This is a genomic window from Aquirufa sp. (genome assembly GCF_044377215.1).
Classification (GTDB): Bacteria; Bacteroidota; Bacteroidia; order Cytophagales; family Spirosomataceae; genus Aquirufa.
Map to the genome: position 1 here is coordinate 1 of NZ_JBILJM010000016.1, position 26,996 is coordinate 26,996.

General features: G+C 45.5%; 3 protein-coding genes. All 3 read right to left on the bottom strand.

Annotated features, from left to right (window positions below):
• A partial coding sequence (locus tag ACIQ6T_RS06560) for a cadherin-like domain-containing protein (protein ID WP_395785111.1) occupies positions 1–24,415 on the bottom strand: 24,415 nt, incomplete at its 3' end.
• A 133-nt stretch (positions 24,416–24,548) separates the two neighbouring features.
• A complete protein-coding gene (locus tag ACIQ6T_RS06565; protein ID WP_395785112.1) occupies positions 24,549–25,721 on the bottom strand; it encodes a helix-turn-helix domain-containing protein in 1,173 nt (390 codons plus the stop codon).
• An 88-nt stretch (positions 25,722–25,809) separates the two neighbouring features.
• Positions 25,810–26,985, bottom strand: a complete 1,176-nt coding sequence (locus ACIQ6T_RS06570) for a helix-turn-helix domain-containing protein (RefSeq protein WP_395785113.1) — start codon at positions 26,983–26,985, stop codon at positions 25,810–25,812.
• Between the last annotated feature and the right edge of the window lie 11 nt (positions 26,986–26,996).

A 26,996-nucleotide genomic window follows, 5' to 3' on the forward strand; every position in this document is an offset into this window, starting at 1 on the left:
CGCAATCTCCCAACCCATTTCCATTCATATCGATATTCGCACAATCCACGATTCCATCTGAATTCACGTCCGTTGCTGCGCGGAATTTAGAATTCCCTTCGGCACTATCTACAATACCGTCTCCATCAGAATCTTTATCTAAATAATTTGGAATACCATCGCCATCCATATCGCCGATGTACTCCCGTTTATCGGTGATACCATCATTATCAGAATCTAAGTCCAAATAATCCGCATCGCCATCGCCGTCTGAATCGCGATTTTTCTCATAGCTATCATTAATGCCATCGCCATCTGAATCCTCATCCAAGTAATTTGGAATACCATCCCCGTCAAAATCTTGACAGGTCGGACCGCCACCAAAGCACTCAAAACTATTCGAAATGCCATCATAATCGCAATCCGCGTTTTGGAAGAATTTGTATTGTGGCGTACTTATCGCTGGTACGGAACCCACTAATCCACCCACGCAGAAATCCAATGGACTTGGATCCGTTCCGTTTGGATTTCCGTCGCCATCGCAGTCGTAATTCAACCAAACCGAAGTCGCATTTGCGATCACTTGGCTGGCTGGATTGTAGCTACACCCACTCGTTGGATCTGTGCCATCTGTCCGTTCAACTGCATTCGTAACGCCATCACCGTCGCAGTCGGCGGCCAACCAAGCCGCGGAAGGAACCAGTTTTTGATTCGCGGAATTTAAGCTACATGCATCGGTTGGGTCGGTGCCATCGATCGCCTCTTGCCCATTGCTAACGCCGTCACCGTCGCAATCCGCGGCAGGATTGGATGGGTCGCAAACTTCAATGGTCACAGTTGCTGTGGCACAAACATTCGTTACCGTATTACAAACTTGATAGATCAGCGTCACCGTTCCGCCTTCAGAAGGGGCTGGAACATACGTCATCACACCAGTCAACGCATTGAAGGTAGCCGTTCCTGCTGCTGTTCCGCCTGCTGCACGCGTGATGCTGATCGATGCGCCAGGTAAGTAATCATCATTGGTCAAGATGTTGCCTGAAATGATTCCGGTCGAACTCGACTGAAGCGCATCGTTTTTGGCAACAGGTGTCAATTTATTTGGATCCGTTGCATTTGGATTTCCGTCACCGTCGCAGTCGGCGGCGAGCCAAGCTGCGGAAGGTGTCAATGTCTGATGTGCGATCACAAACGCACACGGATCCGTTGGGCTTGTCCCATCTGCGCGTTCCATGGCATCGGATACGCCATCCCCGTCCGAATCTAAATCGCGGAAATCTGGAATACCATCGCCATCCGCATCTGTTACGGTTGATCCGGTACCTTGTTCATTGGCATCTAAAATTCCATCCCCATCGGAGTCCACATCGCGGTAATCCGGAAGTCCGTCGCCGTCCGTATCCACCGTTCCTTCTATCGCATCACGCAATCCATCGTTATCTGAATCGAGATCTTTGTAGTCAGGAGTCCCGTCGCCATCCGTATCGCGCGTGGTTTCAATTCGGTCGGTGATGCCATCGCCGTCGGAATCCGTATCGCGGTAATTTGGTATGCCGTCACCGTCGGTATCAATATTTCCTTCCACGTTATCTGGAATGCCATCATTATCGGCATCTGTCTCGCGGTAGTCTGGAATATTGTCGCCATCGGTGTCGCGTGGTACGTTGCCGTTTGGTCCTCTTTCAACGCTATCCAAAAGTCCATCACCATCGGAATCTGTATCGTATGGATCTAGGCCGCCGGTGCCGTCGGTGTTAGGTGCGGTATATCCGCCATTTGCGTCAACTGGAATTCCAGTCGCATCTACGGATCCATCCACCAAACCATCGCCATTGAAATCAAGGCCGTTGGCTTCGCGGACATCTTTGATGCCATCACCATCTGAATCAAGGTCATAGCGGTTCGGTGTCCCATCGCCATCGGTATCGCAGTTAAGTGAGGCAGGGGAACAAGCCGCATTTTCCACACTGTCTAAAATACCATCGTTATCTACATCTAAGTCCGACGTGTCTAATACGCCATCGTTATCAAAGTCTAACGGACAGCCTGCTAAGGAAGCAGAACCAGGTGTTAGCCGACAAATATCAGCGCCGTCCAGTACGCTATCCTCATCCGAATCCGTATCTCGGAAATCGGGCAATCCATCTCTGTCAGTGTCCACTGGCGTTGCGCCCGATCCTTTTTCGTTAGCATCCGTCACGCCATCCCCATCGGAATCTACATCGAGGTAATCTGGATTTGCATCGCCATCTGTATTCGTTACTCCTTCAATTTGATCCGAAATACCATCACCATCAGAATCTGGATCGAGGTAATTTGGAATGGTATCTCCATCAGGATCACCACGCAATTCGGTAGCGTCCGGAATCCCATCCGCATCGGAATCGATATCACGGAAGTTTGGAATGCCATCGCCGTCGGTATCTACAGTTCCTTCAATCGCGTCTGTGATGCCGTCACCGTCGGAATCTAAGTCTTTATAATCCGGCGTGTTGTCATTATCGGTATCAATGGTCCCCTCGATACGATCTGAAATACCATCGCCGTCGGAATCTGGGTCTAGGTAATCTGGCAACGCATCGTTATCGGTATTGACTGTTCCTTCGATGGCGTCAGTGATACCATCGCCATCCGAATCTAGATCTCGGAAGTTGGCAATACCATCGCCATCCGCATCGGCACTGCCTTCTGTCGCATCTGGAATACCGTCTGCATCAGAATCCAGATCTAGGTAATCCGGAATCGCGTCTCCATCTGTATCGCGGGTTCCTTCGATTAAATCGGAGATGCCGTCGCCGTCTGAATCTGGGTCGCGGTAGTTTGGTCTACCATCGGTATCTGTATCCACCACACCTTCAATTCGGTCCAATATACCATCGTTGTCGGCGTCAACATCCCTGTAATCTGGAATGGTGTCGCCATCCGTATCCACTGCGCTAAGCACGGTCGCGGAATCTACTTTGCCGTCGTCATTTGCATCGGTACCATTGGCTTCAATGACATCTTTTATACCGTCGCCATCTGAATCCAAATCAAGGTAATCTGCCGTTCCATCTCCATCCGAATCGCGAGTTCCTTCCACCGAATCTGGAAGTCCATCGCCGTCAGAATCAAGATCCAAGTAGTTCGGCGTGCCGTCGCCATCGCTGTCGGTTAATCCCTCGATGCGGTCAGAAATTCCGTCGCCGTCTGAGTCCGTATCGTAAGGATTTGAGCCACCCGTATTATCTGTATTTGGTGGCGTTAATCCGGTACCTGCAGTTGCAGGAATTCCACTGGTATCCACTGCTCCATCCGCTTCTCCATCCGCATTTGCATCCGTTCCGCCAGCTTCAATAACGTCTGAAATACCATCGTTATCGGAGTCGCGATCGAGGCGATTTGGAATGCCATCGCCGTCCGTATCGCACGAGGCAGATACCGGATTACACGCCGCATTTTCCACGCTATCTAAAATACCATCATTGTCATCATCTAGGTCGTTGACATCATCGTATGTATCCGCATCAAAGTCGGCCGGACAACCCGTCGGGCTAGCTCCCACCACCAACGGACATTGGTCGGTCGCGTCTAGCACCCCGTCGCCATCACTATCTAAATCTAAATAATTTGCTGATCCATCCCCATCGGTATCTGCCGTACCTTCCGCAGCATCTGGTTTGCCGTCGCCGTCGGAATCGGTATCGCGGAAGTTGGGAATGCCATCGCCATCGGTGTCAATGTTTCCTTCCGTGATATCCGGAATGCCATCATTATCCGAGTCTAAATCACGGTAATCGGGTACGCCATCGCCATCCGTATCCACGGTACCTTCGATCGCGTCAGAAATTCCATCATTGTCGGAATCTGTATCTCTGTAATCCGGGGTGCCGTCGCTATCTGTGTCAACTGGCCGACTAGGGTCAATCCCTTTTTCCGTGGCATCTGGTATGCCGTCAGCGTCGGAATCGAGGTCGCGGAAATCAGCAATCGTATCGCCGTCCGTGTCGATGTTTCCTTCCACGCTATCGGGAAGACCGTCACCGTCGGAGTCTAAATCCTTGTAATCAGGTGTGCCATCGCGGTCCGTGTCAACAGTTCCTTCAATCGCGTCAGAAATGCCGTCGCCATCGGAGTCCAAATCTAGGTAGTTTGGCGTGCCATCGCCATCGGTATCTGTGGTTCCTTCGATTGCATCAGAAATGCCATCGCCATCTGAATCTACATCACGGTAATTTGGTAAGCCATCCCCATCGGTATTCGTTGCCCCTTCAATGGCATCTGAAATGCCATCAGCATCGGAATCCAAATCTAAATAATCAGGAGTGGTATCGCCGTCCGTATCCCGGGTCCCCTCGGTCGCATCATCAATGCCGTCGCCGTCTGAATCTAAATCACGGTAGTTTGGCGTTCCGTCACCGTCGGTATCCACGGTCCCTTCGGTTGCATCCGGAATCCCGTCGCCGTCTGAATCCAGGTCGCGGTAATTGGGTGTCCCATCGCCATCTATATCAGTAGTTCCTTCCACGGCATCTGAAATTCCGTCACCATCTGAATCGGTATCGTATGGATTCGATGCGCCGGTTCCATCGGTATTGGGTGGTGTTAATCCTGTATTTGCTGCCGCTGGAATACCTTGCGCATTCACGCCACCCGTAATTTTGCCGCCCGTATGCGTTCCTCCGGCCTCCTCGGCATCAAAAATACCATCACCATCAGAATCCAAATCTAGGTAATTAGGTGTACCGTCACCATCGGTATCGCATAGCGAAACAGATCCGCCACAAACTGCATTTTCTACGGAGTCTAAAATTCCATCATTGTCGGAATCCAAATCTTTGTAATCTGGAATGCCATCGCCATCCGTATCTGGGGCTGCGCCACTTCCTTTTTCAATCGCATCTGGAATGCCGTCGCCATCTGTATCGAAGGTTACGGTTAAGGTAAGTCGGCCAACATCCGTGCCGCCAACCCCATCACTCAGCGTATAATCGATGGCAGGTAACGTTCCGGCATAATCGAGTACAGGTGTAAATGAATAGGTTCCGTCTGCGTTGATCACCACCGTTCCGATATTCGCTAAAGTAGCCGTGGTTCCGGCTGGATACACAGTCCCATTAATCGTAAAATTCGTGACGCTTAACGTTGCATTTTCGACATCGGTATCGTTCAAAATGACGGACCCCGTTTTGATTTCATTGACCTCGGAGGTAACGGCATCATCCGTTGCCACCGGTGCATCATTCACCGCTGAAACAACCAAATCAATTGACCCGTCGGTTGTTACCGTGCCATCTGAAACGGTATAGAAAATTGGTGGCACGATACCATTGTAATTTGCTAACGGGGTAAATGTGTAGGTTCCGTTGGCATTTACGACGATGGTACCAACACCCGCCATGGTCGCTGTTTGGCCCGCATTGAAGCTGACACCGCCCACCTTAAAGCTCGTAATGCTGATCGGATCTCTCTCCGGATCGGAGTCGTTGGCCAATAAATTTCCACTCACCGGCGTGTCTTCTGGCGTGGTGATGGTTTCGCTAACGACAACTGGTGCGTCGTTTGTGCTTTGGATCGTAATGGTCAAGGTGCTACTTGAGACTCCGCCGGTACCATCGGTAGCGGTATAGCCGACCACAGGAACTGCGCCGCTATATCCGGTCGCGCCCGTGAACGAATAGCTACCGTCTGCGCTCATCACAAACGTACCCACATTTGCGATGGTGACGATGGATCCTGGCGTATACACCGTTCCGTTAATTGTGAATTGGGTCACTGCCAAAGTTCCCGCTTCTGGGTCGGAGTCGTTGGTCAAAACGTTCCCCGTATCGTTCGTTGCTTCGAGTACTAATTTTGCATCAACGGCCAACAAAGGCGGATCATTGACTGGTGTTACCGCCAAATTCAACTCGGCCGTATCCGTTGCCCCACTTGCATCCGCTGCGGTATAAGTTATCGTAGGAACTGGTCCATTGTAATTCGGAGCTGGCGTAAATGTGAATGAGCCGTCGGTATTGATCACCAAACTACCTTTTCCTGTTATGGTGTAGGCTTGGCCAACGGTGAATGGACCTGTCTCACCCGCAATACTAAATTGGGTTACAGTAATCGGATTCCCGTCTGGATCGGAATCGTTTGTTAATACATTGCCGGTAATTGGCGTGTCTTCTGGCGTAGAGATGTTGTCGTCATTCACGGCGATTGGTCCATCATTTACGGCCGTAACTGTAAAGTTCAACGCGCCTATATCCGTTCCACCCGCACCATCGGTGATGGTATATTCGATCGCAGGCACGCTACCATTGTAATTGGCAAATGGCGTAAACGTATAGGTTCCATCGGCATTTAATCGGAGTGTTCCCACATTCGGGATGGTCGCTGTGCTTCCTGCAGGATAGGAGGTGGTGCCAATTTTAAAGGAAACAACTGTGATCGTATCCGCTAAATTCACATCTGTATCATTGGTCAAGACGCTTCCCGAAGTCGGTGTGTCTTCATTCAAGGTTACCGGATCATCGACTGCGACAGGGTCTGCGTTGCCCGGGTCTACGGTAATGCGGAGCTGGCCGATGTCGGACAATGTACCATCGCTCACCGTGTAATCAATCGCAGGGACTGAACCTGAATACGTGGAAAGTGGGGTGAAGGTATAGGTCCCGTTTGTATTGATAACGATAGTTCCTACGCCTGTAATCGTTTGTACGGTCGACCCTGCTGAATAGGTGGTTCCATTTACCGTGAAGTTGGTAATGCTTAGCGTCGTATTACTGTCAGGGTCGGAATCGTTCGTGATTACGTTCCCTGAGGCAACTGCATTTTTTGAAATGGTATTCAAGTCGTCTGTCGCAACCGGTGCCTCGTTTACATCCGTCACAGTCATGATGAAGGTTCCGGTGTCGGTAGCTCCATTGCCATCCGAAACGGTATACGTGACGGTTGGCACCGTGCCCACATAACTCGCAATCGGCGTGAAGGTATACGCTCCGTCGGCATTAATAACGAGCGTTCCTACCCCCGGAATGGTGGCGGTTGTTCCGGCTGGATAGGTGGTGCCGTTGATGCTGAATTGCGTTAAGGTCAACGTATTTCCGTCGGCATCTGTATCTGCCCCCGTTAAAATATCGCCTGATTTAGCACTTCCTTGTGGCGTGGTGTCGGTATCGTCGCTGGCTACCGGCGCGTCATTAACGGGAGTAATACTCAAGCTGAGGGTCGCAGTGCTCGTATCGGATCCGTCAGAAAGGGTATACGTTACGACCGGAACGGTTCCGTTATAATTGGCAACTGGCGTAAATGTGTACGTACCGTCGGTATTAATGATGAGGGCACCCACACCTGAAATAGTGGCTGTTTGGCCTGCATTGAAGGTTCCGCTAACCCCATCTACGGTAAATTGCGTAATGCTTAACGTGGTGCTTTCCGGATCGGTATCGTTAGTTATCACATTACCTGTGATATTAGCATCCTCGGGTCCCGACTTCACATCGTTGACGGCCAACGGCGCATCGTTCACCGCAGTAATTGTAATGCTTAGTTGGCCCGTTGCCGTTGCCCCCGCGCTATCAGTTATTAAGTACGATATAGCCGGAACGGTTCCGTTGTAGTTAGCCAAAGGCGTGAAGGTATAGGTTCCGTTCGTGTTGACCACAAGCGTTCCAACATTTGGAATCGTGGCAGTTGTCCCAGCCGGAAAAGTATACGTAGTGCTACCCAAAACAAAGCTGAATTGCGTAACGCTTAGGTCTCTCAAAGGGAAATTGGTATCTGGATCCGTATCGTTGGACAACACATTTCCAGTAACAGGATTGTCTTCGTTGGCTGTTCCCGTATCATTGTTGGCAACTGGCGGTTGGTCAACTGGCGAGACATATATCGTTAATGTCGCCGTATCCGTTCCACCTTTTCCGTCGCTTAATGTATAGGTAACAATAGGAGCTGTTCCGCGGAAAGCGGCTTCCGGAACGAAGGTATAATTTCCGGTTGAGTTGATGGTATAGGTTCCAATTCCTGTAATTGTATAGGGCGTTCCTAAGACAAATGTCCCTGATGATTGTCCGGCAATGGTAAAGCCAGAAACCGTGAGGGCATCACGGTCGACATCGGTGTCATTTGTTAAAAGTTCCCCTGAGGCCGTCGCACCTTGGAGTATGGTAATTTCATCATTCGCCGCTTCTGGCGCATCGTTGACATTGGTAACCGTAATGGTTAACGTAGCGGTGGTGGTTAGGCCACTCGGGTCTTTGGCGGTGTAGGTAATCGGCGGAGCCGTGCCTACATAGTTATCGATTGGCGAGAAGGTATAGGTTCCATCTGCGCGCAGGATAATCGTTCCTACGCCCGGAATCGTTTGCGCGGTTGTACTTGCGGCATAACTAATTCCGTTCACCGTGAATTGCGTTATAGTTAATGCGTCACCATCTGGATCGGTATCGTTTCCGAATACAGTTGTTCCGTTTAAAACTGTAAACTCAGGTGTCGTGGCGGTATCATTTACGGCTGTTGGCGCGTCATTGACTGGCGTAACTGTTAAACTTAATGTTGCCGTGCTGGTTGCTGATCCATCACTTAGGGTATACGTCGCGACTGGAACGGTGCCGTTATAATTCGCGACTGGTGTAAAGGTGTACGTTCCATCGGAATTAATCACCAAGGTACCCACACCTGAAATAGTGGCTGTTTGGCCTGCATTGAACGTTCCACTAACCCCATTTACGGTAAATTGCGTGATGCTTAATGCGCTACCTTCCGTGTCACTATCGTTATCCTTAACATTGCCTGTTATATTGGCATCTTCGGGGCCCGACTTCGCATCGTTCACAGCTGCCGGCGCATCATTCACTGGGGTTATTGAAATCGTCAATGTTCCGGTGTCGCTACCGCCTTCTCCATCGGAGATGGTATACGTAATCACTGGAACGGCACCCGCATAATTTGCGATTGGCGTAAAGGTATATGTTCCGTTTGCGTTCAAGGCCAAAGTCCCGACGCCCGTGATCGTTTGCGCTGCCGTACCTGCAGGATAGGTAAAGGTGGTTCCGCCCAAGACAAAACTGAATTGCGTAACAATGAGATCCGTCAAAGGTGAGTCCACATCCGTGTCATTTGTCAATACGCTACCCGTAGCCGGGGTGTCTTCATTGGTCGTTTTGACATCGTCCACGGCAACCGGATTTTCATTTGGAATCGGGGTGACGTTGATGTCAATTAAACCCGTATCTGTCAGCGTTCCATCGGTAACGGTATAAATCACATCCGGCGCCGCGCCGAAATATCCACTCACTGGCGTGAACGTGAACGTACCGTTTAAATTCACCACAATCGTCCCCACACCTGGAATCAATCTGGACGTTCCAGCAGGGTAGTCAACCCCAGAAATAGTGTATTTTACAACGCTAAGCGCATTATTTTCAGGATCTGAGTCATTGGTCAATACATTGCCTGAAATCGGAGCGTCTTGTTGGGTCGTGACAATATCATCCGCTGCCAGCGGCGCTTCATTCACATCAGCCACCGAAATCGTCATCGTACCATTTATCGATGATCCGTTACCATCACTAACGGTGTAGCCAATAACTGGAACGGCGCCTGAATAGCTGGCAATTGGGGTAAAGGTATAGGTTCCGTTTGCGTTTACGACAATGGTTCCTTTACCTGGAATAGTCACCAAGTCACCTGGGTTGTAAGTCACCCCGGACACGGTAAATTGGATAATGCTGAGGGTGTTTCCGTCCGGGTCGTTGTCGTTTGATAAGACACTTCCGGTGGCCGTGCTACCTTGGTTAATCGAAATGGTTTCGTTCACCACGACTGGGGCATCGTTAACGCCTGTTACGGTAATCGCCAAATCTCCCGAATCCGAACCATTATTAGCATCCGTAGCCGTGTAACTGATGGTTGGCACACTGCCAAAATAATTGGCCACTGGGGTAAATGTATACGTTCCATTCGCACGGATGACGATTGTACCGACGCCGGAAATGGTAGCCGTTGTGCCGGCTGGGTAATCAACGCCGCCAACTTTAAAGGTATTGACGGTCAATGCAGTACCGCCGGAACCCGTATCATTTGTCAATACAGATGCGTTGATCGGTGTGTCTTCTGTGGTTGTCGCGATGTCATCCGTGATCGTAGGCGTGTTGTTCATGATCAGGCGCGCAGCGGCAGAAGTTACATTTCCGCAGACGAAGTCAGACTGTACGATGTTCAATCGATACTGATAATCCTTCATCAAAATAGTCACGGCACTCAAGGTAAGCGTGGCGGTCGTCGCACCTGAATAGGTCGCGTTGTTCGTGATGTTCGTCCAGGTTCCACCCCCGTTTGTACTTAGCTGCCACTGGTAGCTCGTCGTTCCTGTTCCTGCGGTCACCGTAGCTGCAAATCTAAGATTTACGGCACCAGGTGTGGTGGTGACGCTGATCGGTTGGACGCTAATGACTGAAGCGCGGCCAACAGTTAGTACGTTGGCACTTGTGCTCGTATAATTCGCACCGGTCACTTTACCCGTTGCATCTACCGTTGGTGGATTCCCGTTCCCAAAATAGCCGTTACCATCTGTGCCCGCAGCGGTTGAAGTCGCGTAGGCTTCGTTCGCATCCGCACAACCATCGCCGTCGGAATCGAGGTCTAATTTATTTGGTATACCATCTCCATCTGTATCCAATGCTTCGTTAATTGAAGGTGGCTTACTAGTACACAAATAACCAGAGCCAGCCTCTATCACCATTAATGATAAATCAGTCGCCCTATCATTTGTATGAGCTATGGCTATTGTATGAGTAGTCGAAGTCGCAACAAATGATAATGTAACCGTTTTTTGAGTTTCTTGAAGCAATTGATCCGGCGCTTGTGAAACCTGTGTTCCATCTCTTAATAAGACAAACCTTGCAGCTGTTGGTGTTGTCGCGGACCAACTCATCGCACCTAGTACCCCCGGACTATGCGTGATAGCCCCTCTGAATGACATATAATAAGTTGTTCCAACTGTTAAACAATTAAGTGTTTGTTGAAAAGATTCTCCGTAAGGGGCCCAACCACCTTGTCCACCACTTCCATTTTTACTCATTCCATAAATGAAGAAGGTATTTGCGGTAGCAGCAGGAAATAAGGTCCTAGAAGGTGTGGCTTGTCCATAACTTATTTGCCAATTTCCTTGATTAATATCTACAGAGCCTCCATTTGCAAAAGTAGTCCATCCTGTAGGTGGTCTACTTGTTGCAGAAGTTGAAGCTGATAAAGAGGCGTTGGTTACACAAGCTGGAGATAACGCACAACCAAAAGGGCCGTTTTCAATACTATCTAACACCCCATCATTATCATCATCCAGATCATCCACATCTGCCACGCCATCAAAATCCGAATCTAAACATGCCTTAATGGTCGCATCGATTGCCCGTGCGTATTGGTATGTTCGCGCATACAGCCCACTTCCAGGCGTTGTTTCAATGGAATCGGCAAAACCATTCGTACCATAGGTGCCTGAAACGGTTGACTCTGTCAGTGTTGAAACTGTTTTTGCCTCGACGGCATCGAAACAGCCATCGCCGTCGGAGTCTAAATCGCGTATGTTAGGAACACCGTCGCCATCGGTATCACATACGGGAGCAAGAGGTAAATTTGAGAAGGTCCACGTGGCTGTATTTCCCGCATAAGCTGGAGATGTTAGATACGAATTTGTTGTGTTATAGGCACTGGAAACGTTTTGCTGATCCCATCTACCGGTCAACATAAATCCGCCCGTATTGGTTGAATTATTATCTATCACATAGGTATTGACCCCATTGGTAAGTAGCATGGCATCCGCAAATACATAGGTTGCGGACGTTGACGCGGTAGGCGTCATTCGAACAGTAACAGTGTTGCCAAAACTTGGTTGAATGTTGGTCGCAACTAATTTCCAATTTGAAATGGAGTTGAATGAAAAGGAATTCGGAGCCACCCCATTTGTCCGTTGGTCTAACAAGACATCTTGACTGCTTAAGCCCGTAATATTCACAGGTACATTGGATGCAAGAGACGAAGCAGGGTAATTATACGTATACAAGGTATAGACAGGCGAAGCGCATTCTACGGTATCCAACACGCCATCGTTGTCATCATCTAAATCATACACATCGATTACCCCATCTGAATCTGTGTCTATACATGCTCTTGCGTTCGCACTTAAGGCAAAGTCGTAACTATAGGTGCCTTTGTAGACGCCAGATCCTGCTGTGGTTTCTAATCCATCCGCAAAACCATTCGCACCCCAAGATGCCGGAATAGTTGTGGCTGTCAGTTTATCACCACTTGCTACTCCAGAGGTAGAAACCGCCGTTGTCCCAGCCTCCACGGCATCACTACATCCATCGCCATCCGAATCTGTATCTCGACTATTTATAATTCCATCTCCATCTGTATCACACGTAGTAGACGATTGTGTTCCAATAAATACATTGTCAACCCCGAAATCATCACTCGTAGCCGTGAAACCAAAACTTAAGGTATTCGAATTACCTAGCGCTGATTTTGGCACCTTGACAATAATTCGGGTTGTTGGCACCATATTTGAGACAATATTTACACTTGAAATATTGACTGAGGCTCCATTTTTGCCAATAATACTGGCAGTAGTTCCCCCACTTGGATTACTTAAAGTGGCGTATATCGTGTTATTTAAAATCACATCTAAAGATGCTGTATTGGGACTTGTTATATCCCAGCCATATCCATTCGTATTAACGTCAAAAATAATGTCGACCGTACTTACTTCGGCACTAATACCAGGCCTACCAAAAGTTTGCGTAAGCAAATCATTCGATACATTTTCAGCAGAATTCCATAGAAATCCAGGAGCATAATGCGCCCAGTTAGCACTCCCCGTCCAACCCGTTTTATTTGTATCGAATGTGCCGTTTACTAAAATATTCGTAACGTTAGACGGACATTCTACTAAATCGAGTACTCCGTCATTATCATCATCTATGTCTTCTAAATCTGGAACCCCATCTGAATCGGTATCTCGACAAGTACTTACGGTCGCATCGGTTGCAAATGAATAATTGTACGTTCCATTATATACCCCTGATTCGGTGGCTATTTCTATCCCATTTGCAAATCCATTATTTCCATAAGGAGCTGGAATCACCCTGGTTGTTAATCTATCTGCACTTGCTACGCCTGAGCCCGCTAGCGTGGTTACGCCAGCCTCCACGGCATCGCCGCAACTATCACCGTCTGAGTCCAAGTCCAATCGATTGGGTGTTCCGTCGCGGTCAGTATCTAAATCAGTACAAGTGAAGTCGGCAGGACGAGTCGCATCTGTTAAAACAATATCCCTTAAGGAAGATGCTCGCCAAGAGCTCAGCGCAAGTTTATAATCTGAAGCAACTCCTTGGAAAGCTTTTTGAGTAACACCATTCAAGGCGGCCGTTACAAAACCAGTACTTGAAATATCAATACTAAATACATCTGTTGCCGTAATTCCACCAGCACTAAAATCCCAGGCAGTTGTAAAGTATCCGTAAACACTCGTATTTTGATTATAAAACTTGTAACCCCCGTCATAAGGATCCGTTGGCGTTTGTGTTTTGGTTACAGGTAACAATCCAAACATCTCATATCCGGTGGTGGAAACATTTTTAAACTTTAGGGAAATCGGAAGTTTAAGATTCTCATTCGAGTAGGATGATCTCCAATAGTCCCCGCCGGCTGTTGTTAAGCTATTAGCTGTTTTAGCCGTGATGGAACTTCCATTAAAGGTTAAGGTATTTAAATCAATTCCACTAGCTATGCAATTCGTTTGTTCAATGGTATCTAGTATACCGTCGTTATCATCATCGATATCCAACAAATCCCCTAAGCCGTCATTATCCGAATCTAAACATGCGTTTAATGAAGATGATATCGCAAATTTATAGACATAGGTTCCCTTGTAAATACCGTTATCGGTTAAGGTTTCTAGCACATCGGCAAATCCGTTCGTTCCATACGGAGCCGGCAATTCTCCCGCAGTCGAGGTTGTAGGCGTTGACGTTCCAGCTTCTTTGGCATCATTACATCCATCCCCATCGGAATCTAAATCTTGGTGATTGAATTTGGTATCGTTATCCGTATCCGTAGTACAAATTGCTTTCGGGTACAGGCTTGACTGATAGCTTGTTGGCAAGACAAGACTCAATTCGGTCACACCACCATAATAGGAAACGCCCGCCACACCGATGATGCGATAAAGACTATACCCGACCGTTGGGTTAAGCGTATTCGAAACGGTAAATGATCCCGTGTTTTGCGTCGAACTAACGGTAGCAGATAAATCAGCCCAGGTAGCTCCATTGTCTAGGCTTCCTTGTAATTTAAAGGTATTCGTTGTGCCGTTCGAGATGGGCCAACTAACCAAATCCATTTTTACTCCACTAATGGTAATCGGACCTACGACATTCGGGGTGATTCTAAAGATTTCTTTATTCACCCAGTTGATGCTATGATTGAATGCCGAAAAGGTACTTACGTTATTATCTAGGGCTCTACTTGGAATGTTGTTATTATAAATATCAATCTCGGAAGTCAGGCTAAATGGAATGGTGGCCTCAACGGTTGAAGAAAAACAGGTTGGCGATTCGATGGCATCCAAAATTCCATCGTTATCATCGTCTACGTCATAGATATCTTTTACGCCATCAGTATCCGTGTCGGAACAGACGTTGAATACGGCGTTATCCGCATAATAGTACGTGTAAACCCCGGTATATTGCCCGTTGCCATTTGTCTGAAGGGCCTCCGCGAATCCATTGGTGCCCATCGTCGTGGTATGTACAAAATTCGCTGTTTGGTTCGTTGTCGTTCCCGATTCAAATGCATCACTACATCCATCGCCATCACTGTCTAAATCTAAATGATTCGGGAGTAAGTCGCCATCAGAACGGCCCGTTAAGCAAGTCGGTTTTGGATTCGCACTCGGAGAGGTCGCCGCCAAATTAAATCTTGCCTCATTTACACCCCCGTAACCACTCGATCCCGCCACACCTAAAATTCGGAAATACTTGAATTTCGTAGCAGCTGCAAGCGAATTCGTAATCGTAAAAGTTCCTGTGGTGGCTGAAGAAAATGTTGGCTGTGATAAATCAGTCCAAGTTAGATTATCGCCTGAACCTTGCAATTTGAACGTACTTGTGCTCGCGCTGGATAAAGCCCAACTAACCAAATCAAAGCTCATTCCTGAAATGGCGATGTAATGCTTCGCTGTAAATTTGAAGATTTCTTTACCAACCCAATCTAGATTTGGAGTGAATGCGGAAGGGGTAGTCCCTACGCCGTCGATTGAATTCACAAGATCATATCCTGTTGTATACCGCGGTAAATCACTACTAACCGACCCGGGATTTCTCAATTCATCTGCCGTGAAGAAGCACGTAGGTGATTCCGTGGCATCTAAAATACCATCATTATCATCATCGATGTCAACTAAATCAGGAACCAAATCTCCATCTGAATCGACACAACTCTTGTAGCTTGCATTCGTCACGAAGTCATAGGTATAAACCCCATTATACACGTTACTTTCAGCAGCCGTTTTTTCTAGCGTATTGAAAAAACCATTGGCACCAAAATCTGCCGTGTTATCTGCGCTCGTAAATTTAAAATTAGCTGTTGTAAGTGTAGTCGTACCTGCTTCGAATGCATCACTACACCCATCGCCGTCGGAATCCAAATCTAAATGATTGGGAACAACATCCCCATCGGATCGACCGGTTAAACAGGTTGGTTTGGTGTATTGGCTTTGCACAAAACTGCTCGGAATATTAAATCTAATTTCTCTTACTCCCCCATAAAAGGATACCCCAGCCACACCAATCACGCGATAATATCTAAATTTAGATGAGGCCGAAATGGTGTTTGGTAAAGTAAATGTACCTGAGGCAGCTGTTGATGACTGAGCTGTAGACAGATCGGTCCAAGTGGTATTATCGCCTGAACCTTGCAGTTTAAATGTACTTCCTGAAGACGAAAGCGCCCAAGAGACTAGGTCAAAATCCAAGCCTGCAATCGCAATTGGCAAAAGGGATTCTACTTTAAATAGCTCCTTACCTACCCAATTTTGATTGGGGTCAAAAGCAGATATAGTAGACGCGTTTCCATCGATTGCGTTGCGAATTACATTCGTTGAATAAGGCAATAATTGGGTAGAAATAGCAATCGGTCTCTCCAATTCAACCGCGGTATAAAAGCACGTTGGCGATTCGACTGCGTCTAACACGCCATCATTATCATCATCGATATCTATCAAATCCCCTACGCCATCTTCATCGGTGTCTAGACACCCATTTAAGGTAGCCGATAAGGCATTGGGGTTATAATTAGACATGTATCTAATGACACCTGATTCGTTGGAAGTTTCCACCACATCGGCTAAACCATTGGCCCCATAATTTCCTGCAGATCCCGCAATGGCGTTCGGTAAATTCGTGGTAGAGGTCACTGCGCCATTGGACCCATTTTTAACATCACCAGCTAATAGTGTTCCGTTAACGCCCGCTTCTTTTGCATCCGGACATCCATCACCGTCGGAATCCAAATCCAAGCGGTTTACAATGCCATCGTTGTCGGTATCTAAATAAGCCAGACATTCCGAAAATACAGCCAAACCAGCGGTAGAGGTTCCTTCCATTCTCCATGTCAATTCGACAATTCCTTTAGTAGTAGCGCCTGGAATATTTTTAAAGTGGATTATCCCCCAAGATTGTTGCGTGCTAGGTATTAGCGGTTGGAAATAAGGTGTGCCTTCTGAAAATGGTGCCCCATAATTTTTAGTAAAATTACCTGTGAAGTTTTCTATGTTATTGGGCTGGGGCGTCCAGATTGCAGCGGCTGGGGCAAAAGAGGTTAAGGTATTAAAATCAACTTTATTTATAATCGTACCGTCACTCAATTTTACACTGAAATCACCAATACGATCATCTTGATTGATAGATGCAAAATTCAAAGCAATATCTTGAACAGGAGAAGCAAAAGTCAAGGTATATCCTGGCTGAGCTTCAGAAAACGATAAGTTCATCCATGATGGAAATGCACCATTAGGGCCACCAACACCCGTTGCTGTACCATTAATATTTTTAAGCGTTACAGCAGCAGGCCCTGCACAAGTTGCTTGTTCCGTTGTGTCTAAAACTCCATCATTATCATCATCTATATCTACGATATCAACAAAACCATCTCCATCCGTATCGGTACACGCTAATACAGTTCGATCAACGACATAATCATACGTATATGTGCCATTAAAAATTCCATTATCTGCGACTGTTTCAAGGGCGTCCAATAATCCATTCGTCCCGACCCCTGCAGTAGGATGTACAAAGCTGGCCGTTGTTCTATCCGAAGTTGTTCCTGCCTCAAAGGCATCCGAGCAACCATCTGCGTCAGAGTCTACATCTAAGTGGTTATTTTTCCCATCGCCATCTGGATCATTTCCGCAGCTAACTTTCGTATAGTTAGATGCTTGGTATTTTGCCAAATTGACATCAAAATACACTTCTGAGGCGATTCCTGAAGAGACATTTGCTGCAGTGACCCCATAAATACGGTAATACTTATAAGCAGCGGGATTATTGGTTAATGTGAATTTATTTGAGTTAGGTAAGGTAAGTACGCCAACAGCTGTAACGTTCGAAGCATTAACCGGCGGCGTGATTGCGGCGGTTAAATCAGTCCAAACACTATTATTAAATGACCCTTGTACTTTTACACTTGACGTTCCCGTGAAAATCTGGGTCGCTGATGTTTTTTGAATATAGATTGCATCCAATTGTGTTGGATGAGATAATTCTATTTTTAGTAACGCTTTATTTTCTTGTGATTGTGTAGGTGAAGATATAAATTCAACGGCTGCCGTAGACCCAATTCCATTCACTAAAGCTGCTAAATTAGTATTGGGTGTCGCTAGGTTCAAATCTGAACTAACTGTTGCAAACAAGGATTTATTGCTGCTGTTCCATTCATTCGATTGAAAGAAACAACCTGGGGATTCAATCGCATCTAAAACGCCATCGTTGTCATCGTCAATATCATTTACATCTTTTACGCCATCCCCGTCTGAATCTGTACACGCATTGATGGTGTTTGTTATTGCATAACTAGTGTAAGTAGAAGTATAATTAACCGTTCCTGCCGTTGTACCTTCGTAATCATTTAACAAACCATTGGTATTACCATCCGTGCCCGTTGGGTAAACCGTTGTACTCGTTGCTGTTGTTGAACTTCCCGCCTCAATCGCGTCACTACACCCATCTCCATCAGAATCTAGGTCTTGATGGTTCAACTTTCCATCTGAATCGGTATCATTTGTACAAGCAGACTTGGGATTTACGCTAGGTTGATAGGTCGGCAAGGTTTCAAAATATACTTCGTTCGCGTATCCATTTGCATTTACTCCTCCACCAGAAGCCCAATAAATTCGGTAATACAGGTATTTTCCACTATTTGACGTGACTGAAAATGTATTCGCATTAATCGTACCGGCAACGCCAGGCACCGACGTAACTGCTGCATATCCTGTTCCTAAATTGGTCCACGCCGCATTGTCATTCGACCCTTGTAATTCAATTATCGTTCCTGTATTAAAATGCGTATTCGCATTTACATATCCGAGATAAATGGTTTTCAATTCAACAGGCGTTGGCATTTTAAATGCATATACCGTTCTAGCTGCGGTAGTGGAGGCGTTAAAATTAACGGCATAACTTGCGCCGCCCGTACCATTGTCTCCGTCAACTAATTTATTCAGGCTTTTATAGGTCGCACTCATAGCTAGACCCGTGGTTACCTCAACGTCATTGCGGGCGCCAAATAACCATTCGCTTGCCGTGAAGAAACAATTTGGGGATTCAATCGCATCCAATACGCCATCGTTGTCATCGTCAATGTCCGAAACATCCGGGATATTATCCCCATCTAAATCCGCGCAGGCTGCATAGTTTTTAGACGTAGCAAAGGAGTAGTTATAGGTTCCATTATATAGTCCACTTTCTGAAGCAGTTTCCACTACATTCGCAAATCCATTAGGACCAAAAGTCGCTGAAGCCGAGGAGACTGTATTAATAACCGCGTTCTGAATTGTCGATGTGGTTGTTCCAGAAGTGATCGTTGCGCCAACTAGATTTACGGCCTGCCCTGAGGTTAATAAAGCAGTAGATATTCCGGCTTCTAATGCATCCGCACAACCGTCGCCATCGGAGTCTAAATCCAGGCGGTTAGGAACTCCATCGCCATCAGTATCCATGTCTATAGGACCGCAAAACGCCCTAAATTCGCTCAAAAACATATTATAGGCCGCATTAACGTTTTGGCCATCCGTACTTACTTGGTTAAGGCTGTTTCCGTTGATATCATACCACCCATTCAGGAAGTTTAATTTTAATTTCGTAACATTTTTAAACGTACGTGGGAAATTAAATAACTGTGCGCCTGGTTGTGACCCACTTCCATTAGGTTGGGCCGTTGTGTAAACGCCGGTTGTAAATACTTGACCGTTATTAAAGGTGATATCGACCGTAAAATCTTTGGGCGGTGCATCACCCCCTCCATAGTTAAAGGCATCTGGTGCCCACAAAACTACTCCACCTAAATTGGCCCGCGCAGCTAATGTATATTCAATAAATCCAGAGGTAAACGGTTCCTTTAATAACCATGCATCAGATAGCGTCGAAGGTGCTGTTACCGTTGCAGAAAGACCTGAACCCGTAAAACCGGAACCATCTATGGTTAAACTCGCCGTGTTTCCGCCATATACCGGACTAGAGGTGGCAGAGACCGGAGTAATCAAAACGTTGCTTCCACAATCCTGTGATTCATCCAAATCTAATATTCCATCATTATCATCGTCCAGGTCATTGACATCACCCACGCCATCGCTATCCGAATCCAAACACCCGTTAAGTATCGCGTCTACAGCAAAGGAGCCATAATTTGAGGCATAATTAATTGTTCCGGCGGTTGCTCCCTCTTTTGTATCAATTAGTCCATTGTTATTCGCATCATTCGTTGGACTCACAAAGGAGAATTGGAAGTTGGCCGTCGTCCTATCCGTCGTCGCCCCTGCTTCCAATGCATCGCTACAGCCATCGGCATCTGAATCCGTATCTAAATGATTCAATTTCCCATCTGCATCGGTATCGGTGGTACAAGAGACTTTCGGATTTAAGCTGGCTTGATAGGTTGGCGGGGTTTCAAAATACACTTCATTCGCATAACCCGTATTATTAATACCACCTCCGGAAACCCAATAAATTCGATAATGCAGGTACCTTCCAGAATTTTGCGTTACGGTAAATGTATTCGCATTAATGGTTCCTACTAAACCGGGAACGGCAGTGACGAAATTATATCCATTGCCTAAAGTGGTCCAATTGGTATTATCATTTGACGCTTCTAAGCGTAAAACTGTATTCGCATTAAAATGGGTGTTCGCATTTATATAGCCAAGATATATGGTTTTCAACTCCACCGGCATGGGCATGGTAAACGAATAAACTGGTCGGGCGGCCGTTGACGTGGCATTAAAAATAACGGCATAGCTTGCTGCTCCTGTACCGTTGTCTCCATCTACTAAATCATTTGGACGATTGTAGGAGGCGTTTACGGATAATGGTGTCGAAACGCGAATACTTGGTCGCACACCTGATAGCCATTCACCTGACGAATAAAAACAAAATGGGGATTCTGTGGCATCTAGAACGCCATCATTATCATCATCAATATCTGAAACGTCTTTGATTCCATCTCCATCGGTATCCGCACAAACAGTATAACTATTAGTCAGCGCATAGAGACTATAATTATTCACGTAATTAATTACGCCGTTATCTGTAAATGTTTCAACGCCGTTTGCCAGTCCATTTGATCCATAAGGGCCTGCCGCAATCGCACCAGCTATCGTATTCGTAGAGGTTACAGCTCCGCTAATTCCATTTTTTATAGAGCCGGAATTTAAGGTGCCTGACACGCCTGTTTCTGTGGCATCAGGACAGCCATCGCCATCCGAATCCAAGTCTAACTGATTTGGAATTCCATCGCCGTCGAAATCACAGTTTGTACTTACAACACCAAAGTCTCCTGTAATATAGGTTTGTCCAATAACTTGTTGTGCAATTTCAAACGTATTGGTGGTAGTTGTATTGAGTGTAATTGTATTAAAAGCACCAGTTCTCAAGCGCATTTCTTCTAGATTACCGTTAGAAGTTTTACTACCAAATACTTTTACCGCGCCAAATTTATCAATGTAAACGCGAATAAGTGGTTTTGATTGACTTCCAACAATCCCCCATACACTTCCGTAATCAGTACCATCTAAAAACTCGAAAACAGAGTTGGTTGTAACAGGTGGATAAAATTCTAATTCTGCAGGAGTAACTAAGTGTGTACCATTGATTTTTATATTGAAAGAATTATCCAAGGTCCATACATTAACTACCAATCCTTCTGGAGCTGCAGGGAAAGTTTGAGAAGCAGAGGTGCCATTTGTAACGGTATAAGCAATGGGTGAATAGGACAGATTATTGATATCAAATGGTGGACATTCTGTAGCATCCAAAACCCCATCGTTGTCATCATCGATATCGTTGATATCTGTTATGCCATCCCCATCAGTATCCAAACAAGCACTAAATGATGCATCGATCGCGTAAGCATACGAATACGTGCCTTTGTATATCCCTGACCCACTGCCTGTCTCCAGGCCATTTGCAAAGCCATTCGCATCATAGGGTGCAGGAATTACACTTGTTGATATTTTAGCAGCGTTTGCAACTCCAGAGGTTGAAATGAAGGTAGTGCCTGCTTCTACTGCATCTGGGCAAGTATCTCCATCGGAATCAAGATCCAATCGATTGGAAAGCCCATCTCCATCCGTATTGAGATCTAGGCACGTGACCTCCCTAAAATAGACTTCTTGCGACCAATTGGCTTGCCCCGTTACATTAATTGCAAAAATTCGATAGTTAAAATAGCCTTTATAGTTACCAGGCATACTAAATTTGATAGAATTAGTAGTCGCTAAATCTGGGGCCGTATTCGCAATTACTTGTGAGCTGACAATATCCTCCCAAGTAATGCCATTGTTTGAACCTTGAATTTTATAGGTTCCCCCTGCTACAAAGGGGGTTTGACTTGTATTATTCGCAAGCTCAATTAAGTTTAATACTTTAAGCGCAGGGAAATTAAATTGTAGAAGCGTTTTATTGGTAATGGAGGTAACACTAGGATACAACTGTTGAAAAAGTGAACCATCTAGTAAAGCATTCAATTGAGTAGCAGGTGCATTTTGAAAGGTCCATGCAATTTCAGAACTTACAGTAATGCCTGATTTACTCATGGATGTACCGGTACACGTTTGTTCTACATAGTCCAATACCCCATCGTTGTCATCATCAATGTCTGCAAAATCAGGAGCAGCATCCCCGTCTGAATCCAAACAGGATGTAAATGTCAATGAACTGATGTTATTGGTAAAATTGCACTCGTAAATAGGAGTGTTTGATTTAAAATTGGTCGACCAAGTACTTAAATTAAAGGGTGTTGCACTGGTTCCATTATCGTTCACCACCGCAAAAATCCGAGAACCTCCTGTTACCAATTGTGCACGAATCGATACAGTTGCCGTTGCACCTACTGCGATCGCTGAAGTGGTTTGAAAGGTACCTATCAAATTAGCCGGTCCACTTGTTGGGTCTGCATCGTAAAGTGAAACAAAGGTTCCCGCTGGCAACACTACTGCACCCGTATTGCTAATGGTTGCAGCCACAGTCATCGCAGGACAAACACCTGTAATTGAATTAACGGTAATGGTTGCATCGGGCGAATACGTAAATCCACTAGGCACACTATTCCCTGTAGCATCTGAATATTGCAACTGCGCTTCATTGTTATTGTACGCAATAGTGCTCGCTGCATTAATTTCAGTTGCAGGAATCGTCAAATTCGAATTGATATTGACAATACGGTAGTTGCGCTGGTTCCAGTAACTAGGTGCACCTTTCCAAGAAGAAGTTGCCGGATCACTACCGAAAACCTGTAGCATATTGTTACCCGTAACTGCAATTTCTGCTTGACCGTCATTATTCAAATCAGCCACAATTGGGTATTCACCCCAGGTTGCTGAAGCAACTGGAGCAGAAGCGTAATTAACTGGTGTGGCAAGGTTGCCATTGATAATCCGCAACGTGGACTGATCACGGTATACAATTTCCCGTATTCCATTCCCATCAAAGTCAAATGCAGTAATACCCGTAGAACCTGACATGTCATTGGTGCCAAAAAACCAAATGTGTTGGGTTGTTGTGCCAGCATTAGAATTATAGTTTAAATTATAGGCTGTTACGGCACCCGAACTTGCACCTGACGAGTTGATAATAACTGCTTCTGGCAAATCTGTGTCTTTGCCGCCCGTTGTTTTATCATTGTACACATTGGCAATTAAAGGTAAACCTCTAACTCCATAATTAAAATATGGCGGCACTCTTTTAAAAAGTAAGGTATTCGCTAAGGTGGTTCCGTTGGGATCCCACATCACTACAAAAGTGGATCCATTGTAAACAATGTCTAATTTCCCATCCCCATTCATATCGCCAACTGCCGTGGGGCCGTTATCATTTGCCGCAATTCCTGAACCAGAAACAGTACTCAAATCCTTTAACAAGGTCATCGTGCCCGCTGCAAGATTAAAGCCGTACACTCTTGATCCAAAAACTAACTCTTTACCAGGATTGGTAGAAAGGATGTCAACAACAATCACATCGATAGGAGTACCTGTTGAACCAAATGTTTGACTGGAATAATTTAAAGGCAAGCCTGCTACTCTTTTAACTAATGCACCATTGACAATTCCAAAAACATCCGAACCGATCACGATTTCGGCTGTGCCATCTTCGTCAATATCTACTATATAGGGTGTTGCTGATTTTGTAATTTGGTTAACAAGGTTACCATTATCGTATTGTGAAGCTGTCGTGGACTTGAATAAAAAATTGGTTTCAGTTCCCCCTGTACTAGCAAAAATATAAACAAAGCCAGAAGCATTCACCATTACTACTTCAGGCGCAGAAGATGCATTTCCTATGATATTCGCAATAGCAGGTTGAACAGAACGCTCGTTGGTGGTGGCAATGACAAAGTCTTTCGTGCCGGTAGTTGCATTGGATCCATCGCCCTTGTAAACGTAATACCCTGAATTATCACTAGCAGGAACAAGAATTTCTGAGATACCATCATTATTTAGGTCTGCCGCCGTGGGCGTTCCTCCATTCCAAATCACCGCATTGGATTGGAATTTTTGAATCATTCCCCAAGAAGATGCTGGAGTTGGGTTGTAAGGAACCACGCAAGGAGTTTGCGCATACAAACGTGAACTAAAACTTAAATTTAGAACAATAAAAAACAAGACTTGCGCAAGCGCAAAACCAAACGTTTTTGAGTGAACGTTCTTCATACAGGGCAAACATTTTAAAACTAAGATGTGCGCTCAGACGCCCTTAAATGAGGAATCCGGCAAACAAATAAATAAAAATGAAGCTTGGAAATGTGTCAAGAAAAATGCTCCTGACAGAAATTGGACGAATGAATTAACCTATTTTGGAGTTGAAATACTCCTTAGGTGTACAGCCTTTGGCCTTGCGAAAAGCCGTGTAAAAACTTTGGCGCGAACCAAAACCCGATGCCTCCGCAATGGCTTCAATGGATGATTTTGCTAAGAAGTCGGGGTTGGCCAACTGCTCCTCGATGTAGGCAATTCGGTAATTATTCAGGAAGTCCCGGAACGAGATATTGTGTTTTAACTTAATGGCGTGGCCAATCATCCGATGCGGATGTCCCGTTAAGGATCCCAACAATTCAGCAGATAGTTGGGAATTCAAAAACACCTCCGTCGTCTTAAAATACTCTTCGACCTTGTCGGCAAGGGCCAACAGCCGCTCATCTTCCTTCTCCGCCCGAACAATTTCCTGCTCTGTTTTAGGCTCCGGCTCTTGTCCTTTTAGCTGCTCGGCTAAAATTTGAACATCCAATAATTTGGGATTAACGGCTAGGTAGAACAGGTGAAAAACAAATTCCGCAATCAATAAATAATCAATGGGAATAAAGGATGCCTTGCCAATATCTGTATAAATGAACGTGTACCAAATGTAATAAATCGTACTAATGCGAAAAATGAAAACACCGATAATCCAATAATGAAAAATCCCCTTTCGGAATAAAATCTGATTTTCTTTTGCCCGACGAAAACGTATATAATAATACACCATCGCGACATAGAAAATCAGATACATCGCAAACTTCGCATAAACATGGCAAATAGGATCAAACCACATAAATCGCTCACTGAAAGCAAAATAGTCTCCTTGCCCTAACATCCATTTGATCTCTTCGATCTTGGTTTGCTTCGAACTCAGATAAAATGGCGCATTTTCAACTACTTGAATCAGAAATGGAATGAAAAAAAATAGATGCTTTACGTTGAACTTAGCCCGCGGGTGAAGCAAATACCACATAAACATAAAGTTTAGGGGTGGAAATGTATAGAAGAGAGGAGCTAAGGTTCTAAAGAAATAGGGCGTTTCGATGATATTTTCTGGCAATAGAAAATAAGCTGCAACCATTAAATACCCGAGCAACAAAAACTGAACAGCAAGTACTTTGGCGACAACAAGATTACCTTTTCGAAATAAAAAGTTCAGTCCAAAAAGCACACAAAGTGAGCTTACTAGGGAAAACGCATACAATGAGCCAACACTCGACATTTTAGAACAAACAAAGATTAAACATCAAATAACAAAAGTTGGACAAATCGCTTTGTAACAAAATTTGCCTAATACAAAAGTTGGACACCTAAGTATCCTTTTCTTTGGTGGCAAAAAACAACGCGGGAGTCGTGCCGTGGAGTCGGTTAACGGCATTATGCAGGCCTTGTCGCGAGCCAAAACCTCCGGACTCTGCAAGCAATTCAAGCGAATAGGCCTGCCAGGTTTCATTTAACTTTCGTTTGTCAACCAGATATTCTATACGCCACGTATTTATAAAATCAGGGAAGCTAAGACCATATACATACGAGATCGCTCGAGCGAGTTCGCGTACGGAAATTTGGAGACGCTTAGCAAGTTGCTCTTGCACTAATTGTGAGTTTAGAAAGATCGGATCTTCTTCAAAAAGTTGCTCAAGTTTGGCAGAGATGTGTTGGTAATTCTGAAGCCTTTGAGGATTCTCGCCAGACTCAGGTATTCGATCAGCTTTGTTTAGTCGGTGCACTAAAGCAGTAAACTGAGCACCATCTAGCAATTTGGGAATAAAGAAGACGATGGCGAGGTTAAAGCAACCATCTAGGGTCATCAATAAGTCCGCGTACGAAAATTTTAAGTTATTAAAGCTGATTTTACCAACTACATAGGATATGGTGAAGATTAAAGACAAAATGCGAAGAGCGGAATCTGCTATCAGCCAGTTAAGAATTAATTTATTCTTTTGAAGGTAGGCTTTTGATTTTGAGGCCATGAATTTAATAAGCAAAAAAATCCCAGTTAAAGCATACCCAGTCAAAGAGCAAAGTTTAAGGACAGTAATGATATTGAGCGGAATTATGCCGGCATGACTTTTGTAGCTCACAAAGGATTGAGATTGCAATAGGTGTTGGATTTCTTCCAATTTATTTTCCACAGGACCAAAATAAAATGGGAATAATTCGAGGGCATGTAAAACAAAAGGCAAAAAGTGAAATAGATGCCAGCGCGTAAAGGCTTTATTGGGTGTTAGGGTATAGCGTAAGAAAAGAAAAGCTAAGGGACCAAATAGAAAATACAAGGGGGATAAGACACGAAAAAGGTGTGGATATAAGGTTATTCGCCCATCTGTGGCGAAATACGATATAAAAATTCGGATGCCAAAAGTGATAAAATAGAGTCCGAGAAACTTGGTCGCGGCATGGCCCTTTCGACTAACTAAGTTGATACCAAAAATCCACAGCAAGGTGGAAAGGGCAAAATAGTAAAAAAGTTCGACCGTATTAAGCAAAATTGTTTCAG